At 74.2% G+C, this 14,752-nt stretch carries 12 protein-coding genes; 5 read left to right on the top strand and 7 right to left on the bottom strand.

What is annotated here, in order from left to right:
- The first annotated feature begins 77 nt into the window (after nucleotides 1-77).
- From MF406_RS16270 to narI, 4 genes are all read left to right on the top strand, one after another.
- Nucleotides 78-3,839: a nitrate reductase subunit alpha gene (locus MF406_RS16270; RefSeq protein ID WP_242895665.1), complete on the top strand. Its 3,762-nt coding sequence runs from the start codon at nucleotides 78-80 to the stop codon at nucleotides 3,837-3,839.
- Nucleotides 3,839-5,557 carry a nitrate reductase subunit beta gene (gene narH, locus MF406_RS16275; protein ID WP_242895666.1) on the top strand — a complete coding sequence of 573 codons (1,719 nt, stop codon included), beginning with the start codon at nucleotides 3,839-3,841 and terminating at the stop codon, nucleotides 5,555-5,557. Before MF406_RS16270 ends, narH begins: the two co-directional genes overlap by 1 nt.
- A gap of 64 nt (nucleotides 5,558-5,621) precedes the next feature.
- Nucleotides 5,622-6,419 (top strand): nitrate reductase molybdenum cofactor assembly chaperone, encoded by a 798-nt coding sequence (gene narJ, locus MF406_RS16280; RefSeq protein WP_242895667.1) that lies wholly within the window; start codon nucleotides 5,622-5,624, stop codon nucleotides 6,417-6,419.
- 5 nt (nucleotides 6,420-6,424) lie between these two features.
- The gene (narI, locus tag MF406_RS16285; protein ID WP_242897843.1) at nucleotides 6,425-7,162 is read left to right on the top strand and encodes a respiratory nitrate reductase subunit gamma; all 738 of its coding nucleotides are present in this window, start codon (nucleotides 6,425-6,427) and stop codon (nucleotides 7,160-7,162) included.
- Between the two features lie 390 nt (nucleotides 7,163-7,552).
- On the opposite strand, the gene ccsB is transcribed toward narI, so the two are convergent.
- The 6 genes from ccsB to MF406_RS16315 form a co-directional block, all read right to left on the bottom strand.
- The gene (gene ccsB / locus MF406_RS16290) at nucleotides 7,553-8,521 is read right to left on the bottom strand and encodes a c-type cytochrome biogenesis protein CcsB (protein ID WP_242897844.1); all 969 of its coding nucleotides are present in this window, start codon (nucleotides 8,519-8,521) and stop codon (nucleotides 7,553-7,555) included.
- Nucleotides 8,521-10,662, bottom strand: coding sequence for a cytochrome c biogenesis protein ResB (locus MF406_RS16295; protein ID WP_371744529.1), 2,142 nt, complete (start codon nucleotides 10,660-10,662; stop codon nucleotides 8,521-8,523). The genes ccsB and MF406_RS16295 overlap by 1 nt, the downstream gene beginning before the upstream one ends.
- Complete coding sequence (locus MF406_RS16300; RefSeq protein WP_371744674.1) at nucleotides 10,662-11,465, bottom strand: cytochrome c biogenesis CcdA family protein; 804 nt, start codon at nucleotides 11,463-11,465, stop codon at nucleotides 10,662-10,664. The genes MF406_RS16295 and MF406_RS16300 overlap by 1 nt, the downstream gene beginning before the upstream one ends.
- A complete protein-coding gene (locus MF406_RS16305; protein ID WP_242895669.1) occupies nucleotides 11,462-12,061 on the bottom strand; it encodes a TlpA disulfide reductase family protein in 600 nt (199 codons plus the stop codon). The genes MF406_RS16300 and MF406_RS16305 overlap by 4 nt, the downstream gene beginning before the upstream one ends.
- On the bottom strand, nucleotides 12,058-12,735 hold the full coding sequence (locus MF406_RS16310; protein ID WP_242895670.1) for a histidine phosphatase family protein: 678 nt from the start codon (nucleotides 12,733-12,735) through the stop codon (nucleotides 12,058-12,060). The genes MF406_RS16305 and MF406_RS16310 overlap by 4 nt, the downstream gene beginning before the upstream one ends.
- 125 nt (nucleotides 12,736-12,860) lie before the next feature.
- Complete coding sequence (locus MF406_RS16315) at nucleotides 12,861-13,382, bottom strand: MarR family winged helix-turn-helix transcriptional regulator (protein ID WP_371744530.1); 522 nt, start codon at nucleotides 13,380-13,382, stop codon at nucleotides 12,861-12,863.
- A 197-nt stretch (nucleotides 13,383-13,579) separates the two neighbouring features.
- On the opposite strand from MF406_RS16315, the gene MF406_RS16320 reads away from it, so the two are divergent.
- The gene (locus MF406_RS16320) at nucleotides 13,580-14,152 is read left to right on the top strand and encodes a YceI family protein (protein ID WP_242895671.1); all 573 of its coding nucleotides are present in this window, start codon (nucleotides 13,580-13,582) and stop codon (nucleotides 14,150-14,152) included.
- 105 nt (nucleotides 14,153-14,257) lie between these two features.
- Here MF406_RS16320 and MF406_RS16325 read toward each other — a convergent pair whose 3' ends face one another.
- Nucleotides 14,258-14,524 (bottom strand): glutaredoxin family protein, encoded by a 267-nt coding sequence (locus MF406_RS16325; protein ID WP_242895672.1) that lies wholly within the window; start codon nucleotides 14,522-14,524, stop codon nucleotides 14,258-14,260.
- Nucleotides 14,525-14,752: the final 228 nt, after the last annotated feature.

The following is a 14,752-nucleotide window of genomic DNA, read 5'->3' on the forward strand; positions in this document are numbered from 1 at the left end:
AACCCGCCGACCCACCCCCAGCCGCCGCCCGACCGCCCGGAGCCCCCGCCCGGCCCCCGCGAAGAGAAGAGGACCCGATGACCACCGAACCGCGAACGGCCGGACCAGCACCGGCGGGGCAGGGCGAGGACGGGCCGGGCCTGGACGGGCCGGGCCTGGACGGGCCGGTCACCGAGGCCCTGCTGCGCACCCGGCGGCTGCTGCGGCCGACGGCCGTCTCGCCGGACCTGCGCAGCCTGTACGAGGTCGGCGGGCGGGACGCGGACACCTTCTACCGGGACCGGTGGAGCCACGACAAGGTCGTCCGCTCCACCCACGGGGTGAACTGCACCGGGTCCTGCTCGTGGAAGGTCTACGTCAAGGACGGCATCATCACCTGGGAGTCCCAGCAGACCGACTACCCCTCGGTCGGGCCGGACCGCCCGGAGTACGAGCCCCGCGGCTGCCCCCGCGGCGCGGCCTTCTCCTGGTACACCTACTCCCCCACCCGGGTGCGCTACCCCTACGTGCGCGGCTCGCTGCTGCAGATGTACCGGGAGGCCAAGGCCCGCCTGCACGACCCGGTCCTGGCCTGGGCCGACGTCGTGAACGACCCCGAGCGGGCCCGCCGCTACAAGTCCCAGCGCGGCAAGGGCGGCCTGGTCCGCGCCACCTGGGAGGAGGCGACGGAGATGGTCGCCGCCGCACACGTGCACACCGTCAAGGAGCACGGCCCGGACCGGATCGCCGGCTTCTCCCCGATCCCGGCGATGTCGATGGTCTCCCACGCCGCCGGGTCCCGGTTCTACTCCCTCATCGGCGGGGCCATGCTGTCCTTCTACGACTGGTACGCCGACCTGCCGGTGGCCTCCCCGCAGGTCTTCGGGGACCAGACCGATGTGCCGGAGTCCGGGGACTGGTGGGACGCGGGCTACCTGATCATGTGGGGGTCGAACCTGCCGGTGACCCGCACCCCGGACGCGCACTGGATGACCGAGGCCCGCTACCGCGGCCAGAAGGTGGTCGCCGTCTCCCCCGACTACGCCGACAACGTCAAGTTCGCCGACGAGTGGCTGGCCGCCCAGCCCGGCACCGACGGGGCGCTGGCGATGGCGATGGGGCACGTGATCCTCAAGGAGTCTTACGTCGACCGACAGGCCCCGTACTTCGCCGACTACGTCAAGCGGTACACCGACCTGCCGTTCCTGGTCCGGCTGGAGGAGCGCGACGGCGGCTACGTGCCGGGCAAGTTCCTCACCGCCGCCGACCTCGGCGCGCCCGGGGAGCACGCCGACTTCACCGCCGAGCACGCCGACTTCAAGACCGTCCTGATCGACGCCGGCACCGACGCCCCGGTGGTGCCCGGCGGGTCGCTGGGGTTCCGGTTCGGGCCGGAGGGCGCCGGCCGGTGGAACCTCGACCTGGGCGAGGTCGACCCGCGGCTCACCCTGCACGGCGCCGGCGCCGAGCCGGTCCCGCTCACCCTGCCCCGGTTCGACGCCCCGGACGGCCACGCCGACACCGTCGCCCGCGGCGTCCCGGCCCGCCGGGTGGCCGGGCACCTGGTCACCACCGTCTTCGACCTGCTGCTCGCCCAGTACGGCGTGGCCCGCCCGGACCTGCCCGGGCAGTGGCCCACCGGCTACGACGACCCCACCCAGCCGGGCACCCCGGCCTGGCAGGAGGCCATCACCGGCGTGCCGGCCGCCAAGGCCGAGCGCATCGGGCGGGAGTTCGCCGCCAACGCCGAGGAGTCCGGCGGCCGGTCGATGATCATCATGGGCGCCGGCACCAACCACTGGTTCCACTCCGACCAGATCTACCGGACCTTCCTGACCCTGACCACGCTCACCGGGTCCCAGGGCGTCAACGGCGGCGGCTGGGCGCACTACGTCGGGCAGGAGAAGGTCCGCCCGATCACCGGCTACACCCAGCTGGCCAACGCGCTGGACTGGTCCCGCCCGCCGCGGCACATGATCCAGACGGCCTACTGGTACCTGCACACCGACCAGTACCGCTACGACGCCTTCGGCGCCGACACCCTGGCCGCGGCGACGGCGGGCGGCCAGCTGGCCGGCAAGAGCACCGCCGACGTGCTGGCCCAGACCGCCCGGATGGGCTGGATGCCGTCCTACCCCACCTTCGACCGCAACCCCCTGGACGTCGCCGACGACGCCGCGGCGGCCGGGCTCGAGGTCGGCGAACACGTGCCCCGCGAGCTCGCCGCCGGCCGGCTGCGGTTCGCCGCGGAGGACCCCGACGCCCCGGAGAACTTCCCCCGGGTGCTCACCGTGTGGCGGGCCAACCTGCTGGGCAGTTCGGGGAAGGGCAACGAGTACTTCCTCAAGCACCTGCTCGGCACCGACTCCGACGTGCGGGCCACCGAGGCGCCGCCGGAGGCCCGCCCCAAGGACGTGGTCTGGCACGAGGAGGCCCCCACCGGCAAGCTCGACCTGCTGCTCTCGCTGGACTTCCGGATGACCTCGACCACGATCTTCTCCGACGTCGTGCTGCCGGCGGCCACCTGGTACGAGAAGCACGACCTGAGCAGCACCGACATGCACCCCTACGTCAACTCCTTCTCCCCGGCGATCGCGCCGCCGTGGCAGTCCCGGACCGACTTCGACGCCTTCGCCGGCATCGCGGCCGCGTTCAGCCGGCTGGCCGAGCGGCACCTCGGGGTGCGCCGCGACGTCGTGGCCGTCCCCCTCGCCCACGACACCGCCGACGAGCTGGCCAACCCCGGCGGGCGGGTGCGGGACTGGAAGGCCGGCGAGTGCGACCCGGTGCCCGGCAAGACCATGCCCAAGCTCGTCGTCGTCGAGCGCGACTACCCCGCCGTCGCCCAGAAGATGGCCGCGCTGGGCCCGCTGGTGGACACCCTCGGCGAGACCACCAAGGGCGTGACCTTCCAGGTCGGCCGGGAGGTGGAGTACCTGCGGGCGAAGAACGGCACGGTCCGCGGCGGGGTGGCCGACGGGCGCCCGACGCTGGCCCGCGACGTGCACATGTGCGAGGCCATCCTGGCCCTGTCCGGCACCACCAACGGCCGCCTCGCCGCGCAGGGCTTCCGCACCCTGGAGGAGCGCACCGGGACCCGGCTCGCGGACCTGGCCGCCGAGCAGGAGGGCCGGCAGATCACCTTCGCCGACACCCAGGCCGCGCCGACGCCGGTGATCACCTCCCCGGAGTGGTCCGGCTCGGAGCACGGCGGCCGGCGGTACTCGGCGTTCACCATCAACGTCGAGCGGCTCAAGCCCTGGCACACCCTGACCGGGCGGCAGCACTTCTACCTCGACCACGACTGGATGGCCGAGCTCGGCGAGCAGCTGCCGGTCTTCCGGCCGCCGCTGAACATGACCGCCCTGTTCGACGAGCCGGAGATCGGCGCCACCGACGAGCTCGGCATCACGGTGCGCTACCTGACCCCGCACAACAAGTGGTCCATCCACTCCGAGTACCAGGACAACCTGCTCATGCTGAGCCTGTCCCGGGGCGGGCCGACGATCTGGCTGAGCAAGGAGGACGCCGCCCGGATCGAGGTGGCGGACAACGACTGGATCGAGGCGGTCAACCGCAACGGCGTCGTCGTCGCCCGGGCGATCGTCTCCCACCGGATGCCGCGGGGGACGGCGTACATGTACCACGCCCAGGACCGGCTCATCGACGTGCCCCGCTCGGAGACCTCGGGCCGGCGCGGCGGCATCCACAACTCCCTGACCCGGCTGCTGATCAAGCCGAGCCATCTCATCGGCGGGTACGCCCAGCTGTCCTACGCGTTCAACTACACCGGTCCCACCGGCAACCAGCGCGACGAGGTCACCCGGATCCGCCGCCGTTCCCAGGAGGTGCAGTACTGATGCGTGTGATGGCCCAGATGTCGATGGTGATGAACCTCGACAAGTGCATCGGCTGCCACACCTGCTCGGTGACCTGCAAGCAGGCGTGGACCAACCGGACCGGCACGGAGTACGTCTGGTTCAACAACGTCGAGACCCGCCCCGGGCAGGGCTACCCGCGCACCTACGAGGACCAGGAGCGCTGGCAGGGCGGCTGGACCCGGACCCGCAACGGGCGGCTGCGGCTGAAGCAGGGCGGGCGGCTGAAGAACCTGGCGACCATCTTCGCCAGCCCGAAGATGCCGGCCCTGGACGACTACTACGAGCCGTGGACCTACGACTACGAGAACCTCACAAGCGCCCCGCTGCAGGAGCACACCCCGGTCGCCCGGCCCAAGTCCCTGATCAGCGGGGAGGACACCAAGATCCGGTGGAGCGGGAACTGGGACGACGACCTCGCCGGCGCCCCCGAGCTCGCCCCGGCGGACCCGGTGCTGCAGCAGGTCTCGGACAAGGTCAAGCTCGAGTTCGAAGAGACCTTCATGTTCTACCTGCCGCGGATCTGCGAGCACTGCCTCAACCCCTCATGCATGGCGTCGTGCCCCTCGGGGGCGATCTACAAGCGGGCCGAGGACGGCATCGTCCTGGTGGACCAGGACGCCTGCCGCGGGTGGCGCAAGTGCATCACCGGCTGCCCGTACAAGAAGGTGTACTTCAACCACCGCACCGGCAAGGCGGAGAAGTGCACCTTCTGCTTCCCCCGCATCGAGGTCGGCCTGCCCACCGTCTGCTCGGAGACCTGCGTGGGGCGGCTGCGGTACATCGGCCTGGTCCTCTACGACGCCGACCGGGTGCTGGAGGCCGCGAGCGTGGAGGACCCCCGCGAGCTCCTGGCCGCCCAGCGGCAGGTCTTCCTCGACCCCAACGACCCGGCCGTCGTCGCCGAGGCCGAGCGGGCCGGCATCCCGCACGACTGGGTCCAGGCCGCGCAGCGCTCGCCGATCTGGCGGCTGATCAACGACTACGAGGTGGCGCTGCCGCTGCACCCGGAGTACCGGACGCTGCCGATGGTCTGGTACATCCCGCCGCTGAGCCCGGTGGTCGACGTCGTCAAGGAGACCGGGGAGGACGCCGAGGACAAGCACAACCTCTTCGCCGCCATCGACTCCCTGCGCATCCCGGTGGAGTACCTCGCCGAGCTGTTCACCGCCGGGGACGTCGCCCCGGTCACCGCGGTCCTGAAGCGGCTGGCCGCGATGCGCTCGTTCATGCGGGACATCAACATGGGCCGCCCGGCCGACCCGACCATCGCCGAGGCGGTCGGGATGGACGCCGGGTCGATGCAGGAGATGTACCGGCTGCTGGCGATCGCCAAGTACGACGAGCGCTACGTCATCCCGCCGGCGCACGCCGAGCAGGCGCACAGCCTGGAGGAGCTGGCCACCGAGTGCAGCCTGGACTACGACGGCGGGCCGGGGATGGGCGGCTGGGGGCCGTTCGGGGAGGGCTCGGGCGGGACCACCCCGGTCGCGGTGGAGAACTTCCAGATGCTCAAGCAGCGGCAGACCACCGAGTTCGCCACCGACCCGGCCGACAAGGCCCGCCGGGTGAACCTGCTGAACTGGGACGGCAAGGGCGCCCCGCAGGGGCTGTTCCCACCCAAGCCCGGTGGTGCCCGCGGCGCCCCGGAGCTGATGGAGGGCACCGACCCGGACGCCGAGACGGACCCCAAGCCGTGACCGCGCTGCCGGAGGCCCGCGCCGTGACCCCGGCGGGCGCCGGGACCCGTACGGAGGCCCGGCCGTGACCGCGCTCATCTCGACCAACCGGGTGCTGCGCCGCCGGACGGCACAGCGGCTCGCCGGCGACGAGGCGGCCCTCGTCCACCGCGTCGCGGCCCTGCTCCTGGAGTACCCCGACGACGACGTCCTGGCCGCCCTGCCCGACCTGCGCGCCGCCGTCGCCGGCCTGCCCCCGAACCTGGGGGAGCCGCTGGCCCGGCTGGCCGGCCACCTCGCCGGCGGGGACCCGGGCCAGCTCCGGGCGGACTACGTCGCGACCTTCGACCACCGCCGCCGCTGCTGCCTGTACCTCACCTACTACGCCTACGGCGACACCCGGAAGCGGGGCGTCGCGCTCGTCGAGCTCAAGCAGGCCTACCGGGCGGCGGGCCTGGAGCTCGCCGCCGAGGAGCTGCCCGACCACCTGTGCGTCCTGCTGGAGTTCGCCGCGACCGGGGACCGGGTGACCGGCATCCGGCTGCTGCTCGAGCACCGCGCCGGGGTGGAGCTGCTGCGCCTGGCGCTGCTCGACGTCGGCTCCCCCTACGCCGACGCCCTCGCCGCCGTCTGCGCCACGCTGCCCCCGCTCGCCGGGGAGGACCGGGAGGCGGTCTTCAGGCTGGCGGCGGAGGGCCCGCCCGGGGAAGAGGTCGGGCTGGAGCCGTACGGCCCGGCCATGACCGCACCGGCCGGCCCGCCGGTGGCCGCGCCGTACGGTTCGCCCCTCGTGGCGCCGTCGGGCCCGCCCCCGGCCGCACCGCCCGGCCCGCCCGTCACCGCACCGCCCACCCCGCCCGCGCACCACGGAGGCCGGCCGTGAACGTCCTGGACATCATGCTCTGGGTGGTGATCCCCTACGTGTCCCTGGCCTTCTTCGTCCTGGGCCACGTCTGGCGCTACCGCTACGACAAGTTCGGCTGGACCACCCGCTCCTCCCAGCTCTACGAGAGCCGGCTGCTGCGCTGGGCGAGCCCGCTGTTCCACTTCGGCATCCTCGCCGTCTTCCTCGGCCACGTCATGGGCCTGGGCATCCCGAAGAGCTGGACCGACGCGGTGGGCCTGTCCGAGGACGCCTACCACGTGCTCGCCGTCGGGATCGGCAGCGTCGCGGGGGTGTGCACCCTGGTCGGCGCGGCGCTGCTGATCTACCGACGGCGCACGGTCGGGCCGGTGTTCAGCGCCACCACCCGGATGGACAAGGCCATGTGGTTCATGCTCGGCCTGGTGATCCTGCTGGGCCTGTGGAACACCGTGGCCGGCTCGGTGCTCAACCTCAGCGGGCACTACGACTACCGCACCGGGGTCTCGGAGTGGTACCGCAGCATCTTCTACTTCCAGCCCAAGTACGAGCTCATGGCCGACGCGCCGATCGGGTTCCAGGCGCACGCGATGGCCGCGATGGTGCTGTTCGCGATGTGGCCCTTCACCCGGCTGGTGCACGTCTTCAGCGCACCGATCGGCTACCTCTGGCGGCCCTACATCGTCTACCGCAGCCGGAAGCCCGGCCAGCTCGGCTCCCGGGCCACCGCGCGGGGGTGGGAGCGCACCGACTCGCGACGCTGAGACGGTCGCGTCCGGCGGCTCGTCCGGCGCCGGGCCCCTGCATCAGCGCCGGACCCCTGTACTGGCGCCGGACGTCTGTGCTGGCGCCGGTCGCCTGTGCTCGCGCGGGGGCAGCGGGCTTCGCGCCGGTCGGCCGAGCCGGCGCTGCGCAGCCCTGCTGATTCCGCTGCCTCAACCCTGCTTGCGCAGGGAGTGTTCGTGAGCGACCACAAAGTCCTCCTCGAGGCACCTGAGCGCCGACCCAGATCCGCAGGATTCCGCGGAACCCCTCCGGCCGAGATGGTGCCGACGACGAAGCTTGTGGTCGTCCGCGTTCACCCCTCCCGGTTCGGCGGCCGAAACCAGCACGCTCGACACCCCGGCACCAGCGCGCACCGCCCCGCGCCAGGCTCAGCCGATGCCGCTGTAGGCGTGCAGGCTGTTGAACACCAGGTTGACGAGGAAGTAGTTCGCCAGGATGCAGGCGAACCCGAACAGCGAGAGGTACGCGGCGCGCCGGCCCTCCCAGCCACGGGTCGCGCGGGCGTGCAGGTACGCCGCGTAGACCACCCAGATGACGAACGTCCAGACCTCCTTGGGGTCCCAGCCCCACGGCCGGCCCCAGGCGTGCTCGGCCCAGATCGCACCCGCGATGAGGGTGAAGGTCCACATCATGAAGCCGACCGCGTTGAGCCGGAAGGCGAGGCGCTCGAGCTCGGCGGACGGCGGCACCGCGGCAAGCACACGGCCCAGCCAGCCCTGCCGGGCGGCGCCCGGGCCGGCCGGGGCGGGCCGGGCGCCCGGGCCGCTGCCCGCCCCCACCAGCGCCGGCTCTGCCGCCGCCGCGCTGCCGCGCAGCTCGGCCCGCTCCTGCACGAGCTGGACGGCCGAGAGCACGGCGGACACCGCGAACACCCCCACCGCGAGCGTGGCGATGGAGACGTGGATGACCAGCCAGTAGCTGTCCAGCGCCGGCTGCACGCCGTCGGCGCGCACGTACAGCACCGCCACGGCGATGCCGAGGGTGAGCAGCACCGGCCCCACCACGAACGTGCCGAGGAAGCGCAGGTCCCGCCCCCGCTGGAGGAGGAGGAAGAGCAGCACGGCGACCGCGGTGAAGACGATGGTGAACTCGTACATGTTCGCCCAGGGCACCCGGCCGGCGGCCAGGCCGCGCAGCACCACCCCGGCGACGTGCAGCGCCAGGCCGGCCCAGGTGGTGGCCATCCCGATGCCCGCGGCCCGCCGTGGCCGGCCGTCCGGGCCGCGGTCGCGCAGCCCGGACAGGTCGGTGGCGAAGGCCAGCAGCGCGACGGCGTAGGCCGCCATCGCGCCGTAGACCAGCAGGGTGCTGAGCTGGCCGAGCTCGCTCTCGGGCATCACGGTCCTTCCTTCGCCGGGTCTGCCCCGGCCTGCTGCGCGGTCGACGGTCCGGCCGCCGGCGGTGTGCTGGCTGCCGGCGGTGGGTCGGCCGGCGGTGGGTCGGCCGACGGCGTGCGGGCCGCCGTCGGGTCGACGGACGGTGTTGCGGCCGGCGGCCGGTCGGCCGGCGGCGGTCCCGCCGACCGCTGGTCGGCCGCCCGCCGGTCCGGCGCCGCGGGGTCGCCGGCACCGGCCGCGGCGCCGTCGTCATTCTGCCGCAGCGTCCCGGCGGCCGAGACCACCCGGTCCAGGTCCGCGGCGAGCCCGGGGTCATCGCCGCGGGCCAGCGCGGCGGCGCTCAACGCCGTGCCGCCGCCCGGGGCCGGCGCGAGCCGGACCCAGAGCCGGCGGCGCGGCACGAACAGCGAGGCGAACAGCCCCAGCATCGCGGCGATCGCGAAGCCGAGGAGGTAGGGCAGGGAGGGGTCGTGCCGCAGGTCCAGCGCGGCGAACCGGGGCAGGTCCTCGAACGTCACCGAACCGAGCCCCTCGGGCAGCTCGACCGTCTCGCCCGGGGCGAGGGTCAGGGTCAGCGGGGTCTGCCCGCCCTCGGCGGACCCGGGGGCGCCGTCCTCGGCCGGCTCGTAGACCTGCCGCAGCCCGGCGGTGTCGAGCTCGTAGACGTTCTGCGGGGCGCCGTCGTCGAGCCCGAGGTCCCCGGCCCACAGGGTCAGCACGAGCACCGGGTTGTTCGGCTGCGGGTGCGCCGAGGCCAGCGCCGAGCCGTCCGGGAGCTCGACGGCGGTGGGCAGCAGCACGCCGGTGAGGCCGAGCTGGTCCTGGCCGGGGCTGACGTCGGGGACCTTCACCACGCCGCGGGAGGTGTAGACGGCGTCCTGCGGGATGAACGGCACCGCGCCGGCGAACGCGACCTGGCCGGCGCCGTCGCGCACGGTGAGCTCGGGGGCGAACCCGTTGCCGGAGAGGTAGACGTTCGCGCCGCCGGCGCTCATCGGGTGGTTGACCCTGATGGTCTCCTCCCGGGTGGTCCCGCCGGGCTCGGTGACGGTCACGTGCGCGCCGAAGTCCCGGGCCTGGGCGTCGACGGTGAACTCGGAGGTGAACTCCTCCAGGGTGAAGGTGAACGGCTCGAGGGAGTCGGGCGCGAAGAGGGTGCCCGGGTCGAAGGAGTCGTAGGCGAGGACGGAGTTGGCGAAGGACTGCCCCTCCACCACCACGGCCTGCCCGCGGTAGCTGAGCAGCTGGCCGGCGGCGAGCGCCACGAGCACGCCGACGAGGGAGAGGTGGAAGACGATGTTCCCGCTCTCGCGCAGGTAGCCCCGCTCGGCGGTGATGCCGTCGGGGGTGACGGCGGCGCGGTACCGGTGCCGCAGCGCCACCAGTACGCGCTGCTCGACGGCGGCCGGCGGCTCGGCCAGCGTGCGCTCGGCCCGGACGTCGAAGCGCCCGAAGCTGCGCGGCACGCGAGGCGGCTGGGCCCGCAGCGCCCGCACGTGCACCGCGATCCGCGGCAGGATGCACCCGATCAGGGAGGTGAACAGCAGCAGGTAGATGGCGGCGAACCACGGCGCGGCGTAGACGTCGAACAGCCCGAGCCGGTCCAGCCACGGCGCCAGGGCGGGGTGGTCGGTGCGGTAGGTCGCGACGGCTGCCGGGTCCTGCGGCTCCTGCGGGACCACCGAGCCGGGCAGGGCGGCGACGGCGAGCAGCAGCAGGAGCATCAGCGCCACCCGCATGCTGGTCAGCTGCCGCCACGCCCAGCGCAGCCAGCCGCGCACGCCGAGGGCGGTGGGGGTGGGGCCGGCGGGGGCGCCGTCGGGGGCGGGCCGGGCGCCGGCCTGGCTGACCCCGTCGCCGGGCCGGGCGCCGTCCCGGTCGGCCGGGTCGCCCGGCCTGGCACCGTCCGGGTCGGCCGGGTCACCGGGCTGGGCGCCCGGTGTCGATCCCGCGGCGCCGGGCCGGGCAGCCGTCGGCTCACCGCCACCAGCCGCCGGGCCGGGCGCCCCGGTGGACGCGGCCGCGGCGCCGTCGTCGGGGCCGCCGTCGTCGGGGTCGCCGTCGTCGGGGCCGACCCGCTCCCGGACCTCGTCCTTGGAGCTGAGGAGGGTGGGGTCGGACGGGTTCGCGCGCCGGGCCATCACACCACCGTCTCGAAGCCGGCCACCAGGCCCTGGAGGTACGCCGAGAACGTCGACCACCAGCCGGTGACGAGCGCGACCCCGAGCAGGACGAGCAGGCCGCCGCCGAGCCGCTGGACGGTGCGCCGGTGCCGGCGCAGGAAGCCCAGCATGCGGGCCGAGCGGGCGAAGAACAGGGCGACGAGCACGAACGGCACGCCCAGGCCCAGGCAGTACGCCACGGCCAGGATCACCCCGCGGGCGGGGTCGGCCCCGCCCAGGGCGAGGGTGAGGACCGCGGCGAGGGTGGGGCCGATGCACGGCGCCCAGCCGAGGCCGAAGGCGACCCCGAGCAGCGGGGCGCCCCACAGCCCGGCCCGCGGGGCCAGGTGCAGGCGCCGGTCGCGCTGGAGGAAGGGGACGTAGCCGACGAACGCCAGCCCCATGAGGATGACGAGGACCCCCAGGACGCGCAGGACGAGGTCCAGGTGCGCGGCCAGCGCCACCCCCGCCCACGCGAACACCAGCGAGAGCAGCACGAACACCGCGGTGAACCCGGCGACGAAGAGCAGCACCCCGGCCAGCAGCCGCCCCTGCTCGCCCCGCCGCCCGCCGCGCGGGCCGGCCGTCCCCGTCCCGGCGCCCGCGCCGGCGCCGGCCATCCCGCCGAGGTAGCCGACGTAGCCGGGCAGGAGGGGCAGGACGCACGGGGAGGCGAAGGAGACCAGCCCGGCCACCGCCGCCACCGGCACCGCGGCGATCAGGGCGCCGTCGACGACGGTGCGCTGGAAGAGGTCGGCGACCTGGTCCCACACGGCGCTCAGGCCTCCTCGGCGAGGACGTCGTCGACCAGCCCGCGCAGCACCTGCGGGTCGAGCTGCCCGAGGATCCGGGCGGCCACCCGGCCCTGCCGGTCCAGGACCACGGTGGAGGGCATCGCCTGCATCGGCACGACGCCCTCCAGGGCGGCCACCGCGCCGGCGTCGGCGTCGTGCAGGGACGGGTAGGGCACCTCGAAGGTCCGCTCGAAGGCCTGGGCGGCGCCGACGTCGTCGCGCGGGTTGACGCCCAGGACGTGCACGCCGGCGTCCGCGTAGTCCTCGGCGAGCGCGCGCAGGTCCGGCGCCTCGGCCCGGCACGGCGGGCAGGCGGCGTACCAGAAGTTCAGCACGACGACGTCGCCGCGCCAGTCGGCGAGGTCGACGGTGGCGCCGTCGTAGGTGGTGCCGGTGTGGGCGACCGGGTCCCCGCGCTCGGCGGCGGACCAGGTGGCGAAGGACCCGTCGCCGGCGACGTAGCCGGCGTCGGCCGCGCCCGCGGCGCCCGCCGCGCTGGTGGTCCCGCCGGGGGCGCAGCCGGCGAGCAGGGCGACGGCGACCAGCGCCGCGGCGCCGGCCGCCCGCGTCCGGCGCGCCGTCACCGGGCGCCCTCGTTCTCGGCGGCCACGGAGGTGCCCGGGACCATGTCGGAGGCGCCCGGGAGGAGGCCCGCGGCCGGCTCCCAGTAGCGCAGCCCGACCAGGCGGCGCCCGTCGAAGGTGAGCGTGGTCAGCGAGGCGAGCGAGCACTCGCGGCGGCGCGGGTCGTGCATGAAGGGCCGGCCCTCGAGGAGCCGGCGCAGGGTCCAGATCGGCAGCTGGTGGCTGACCAGGAGCGCCTCGCGGCCGGCGGCCCGGGTCAGGGCGGCGGCGACGGCGGCGCGCATGCGGGTGGCGATCTCGGTGTAGGGCTCGCCCCAGCTGGGCCGGGCGGGGTTGCGGTACCGCACCCAGTACCTGGGGTGGGCCAGCACGCTGCGGTGGCGGTTCACCGCCATGCCCTCGAAGTAGTTGCCGGCCTCGATCAGCCGCTCGTCGGTGCCGAGCTCGACGCCGAAGGCCTGCGCCGCCGGGCGGGCGCTCTCCTGGGCCCGCTGCAGCGGCGAGGCGGTCACCGCGGCGACGTCGTGGCCGCCGTCGCGGAGCACCTGCGCGACCCGGGCGACCATCTGCTGGCCCCGGTCGGAGAGCCGGAATCCCGACATCCGGCCGTACAGGACGCCCTCGGGGTTGTGCACCTCGCCGTGGCGCATGAGGTGGACGGTGGTGCTCTGCATGCCCTCAGTGTCGCAAAGGTTCCTGGGCGGGTGGGCCGCGGCGGGCCGGCGGGGCGGGCGCCGGGCCGGGGGCGCCGGGCCAGCCGGGCCGAGGGCACCGGGCCAGCCGGGCCGAGGAGTCGGGCTCAGACCGCCCCGCCGGCTTCCGGCGGGTCGTCGACGAAGGTCGCCATGATCTCGCCCAGCTGCCGCAGCTGGGCGCCGGTCAGCCGGTCGACGAGCCGGGCGCGGACGGACGCGACGTGGCCGGGCGCGGCGGCGGCCAGGCGCTCGAACCCGGCCGGGGTGAGGGTGGCGTTGATGCCGCGCCGGTCGCTCGCGCAGGCGCTCCGGGCCACCAGCCCCTCGGCCTCCATCCGCCGGACGGTGTGGGTGAGCCGGGACCGGGAGTGCACCAGGTCCTCGGCGAGCTCGGACATGCGCATGGTCCGGCCCTCGGCCTCGGAGAGCCGGACGAGGACCTCGTACTCGCTCATCGACAGCCCGGCGGACTCCACCAGGTCGTGGTTGAGGTCGGCCATCAGCCGGGCCGAGCCGCGCAGGAACTGCCGCCAGCTGTGCTGCTGGTCGGCGTCGAGCCAGCGGGGGGCGCTCGTCGGGGCGGTCATGTCCTCCTGCTCCTGCGTCTGCTGCCTGCGTCGCGTCATCGGGTTCCCGTGCGGTCCGGGTGGGACGCGGCGGTCACCGACGACGGCGGGGGGCCGGGGCGGTGCGGTCGACCCCAGGTGCTCGGTCCAGTGTGGTGCTCAACCTACGCACCTCCTCTTGCCCGGTCCCAGCGCCCAGCATATATAGTTCAAGAGTCAACTATCTGGCGAACCTGCCACGATCCCTGGAGGACTACATGACCATCCCCGCCGGCACCTACACCGTCGACCCCGCGCACAGCGACGTCGCCTTCACCGTCCGCCACGCGGGCATCTCCAAGGTCCGCGGCAAGTTCGAGCGGTTCGAGGGCCAGATCGTCGTTGCCGAGGATCTCGCCAGCTCCACGGTCACGGTCACCATCGACGCCGCCTCGATCAACACCGGCGACGCGGGCCGCGACGCGCACCTGCGCTCGGCAGACTTCTGGGACGCCGAGAACAAGCCCACCTGGACCTTCCTCAGCACCGGCGTCGAGGGCACCGAGGAGGAGTTCACCGTCACGGGCGACCTGACCATCAACGAGGTGACCCGACCGGTGGCGCTGCAGGCCGAGTTCAACGGCGGGGTCGTGGACGCCTTCGGCGCCCGGCGGGTCGGCTTCTCGGCGACGACCGAGATCTCCCGCAAGGACTTCGGCCTCACCTGGAACGCTGCCATGGAGACCGGCGGCTTCCTGGTGGGCGACAAGGTCAAGATCGAGCTCGAGGTCGAGGCCACGCCGACCGAGGCAGAGGCCGCGGAGACCGCCGAGGCAGAGGCGCAGGCCTGATCCTGCACTGACCCGGTCGTCTCACCGCGGGCCGGGCGTCGGTCACCGCGGGCCGGGACTCGGTCGGCGCGCCAAACGTGCCGAACGTCAGGACTGGCCCGGGCCTCAGCCCAGCGCGGCGCGGACCTGGTCCGGGTCGATCTGCCAGTACCCCTGCTGCACGCCGTCGACGGTCACGACCGGGACGAGGTCGCCGTAGCGCTGGCGGATGTCGGGGTCGGAGTCGACGTCGACCTCGGCGAAGCCGACCCCGGTCTCGGCCGCGAGGCGCTCGAGGTCCTCGCGGGCGACCTCGCACAGGTGGCACCCGGCACGGCCGTAGAGGACGATGCGCGCGGGTGCCGGCGCGGGCTCGGGTGAGACGGTCTGCATGGCCGTCACAATACGGTCACGCTGGCCGGCCACGGCACCCGACGAAGCATCGTTCGGACCGGGGCCGACCCGCCCTCCCTGAACCGCGGACACGACGGCGGCACGTCGGGCGTCGTCGGTGAGCGCTGGTAGCGCTCGTCCGTCCAGTCAGTCAGCCTTCCCCTGCACGGACGGCTCTGCCCCCCGCGAACGCGGGGGGCAGAGCGGGTTGTCGCAGCCGAGACTCGC

Source organism: Georgenia sp. TF02-10, assembly GCF_022759505.1.
In the GTDB taxonomy this organism is placed as follows: Bacteria; Actinomycetota; Actinomycetes; order Actinomycetales; family Actinomycetaceae; genus TF02-10.

Bases quoted from the DNA above. Each gene is read 5' to 3' on its own strand.
- MF406_RS16270 (WP_242895665.1), top strand. From the start codon at position 78: ATGACCACCGAACCGCGAACGGCCGGACCAGCACCGGCGGGGCAGGGC.
- narH (WP_242895666.1), top strand. From the start codon at position 3,839: ATGCGTGTGATGGCCCAGATGTCGATGGTGATGAACCTCGACAAGTGC.
- ccsB (WP_242897844.1), bottom strand. From the start codon at position 8,521: ATGCCCGAGAGCGAGCTCGGCCAGCTCAGCACCCTGCTGGTCTACGGC.
- MF406_RS16295 (WP_371744529.1), bottom strand. From the start codon at position 10,662: ATGGCCCGGCGCGCGAACCCGTCCGACCCCACCCTCCTCAGCTCCAAG.
- MF406_RS16310 (WP_242895670.1), bottom strand. From the start codon at position 12,735: ATGCAGAGCACCACCGTCCACCTCATGCGCCACGGCGAGGTGCACAAC.
- MF406_RS16315 (WP_371744530.1), bottom strand. From the start codon at position 13,382: ATGACGCGACGCAGGCAGCAGACGCAGGAGCAGGAGGACATGACCGCC.
- MF406_RS16320 (WP_242895671.1), top strand. From the start codon at position 13,580: ATGACCATCCCCGCCGGCACCTACACCGTCGACCCCGCGCACAGCGAC.
- MF406_RS16325 (WP_242895672.1), bottom strand. From the start codon at position 14,524: ATGCAGACCGTCTCACCCGAGCCCGCGCCGGCACCCGCGCGCATCGTC.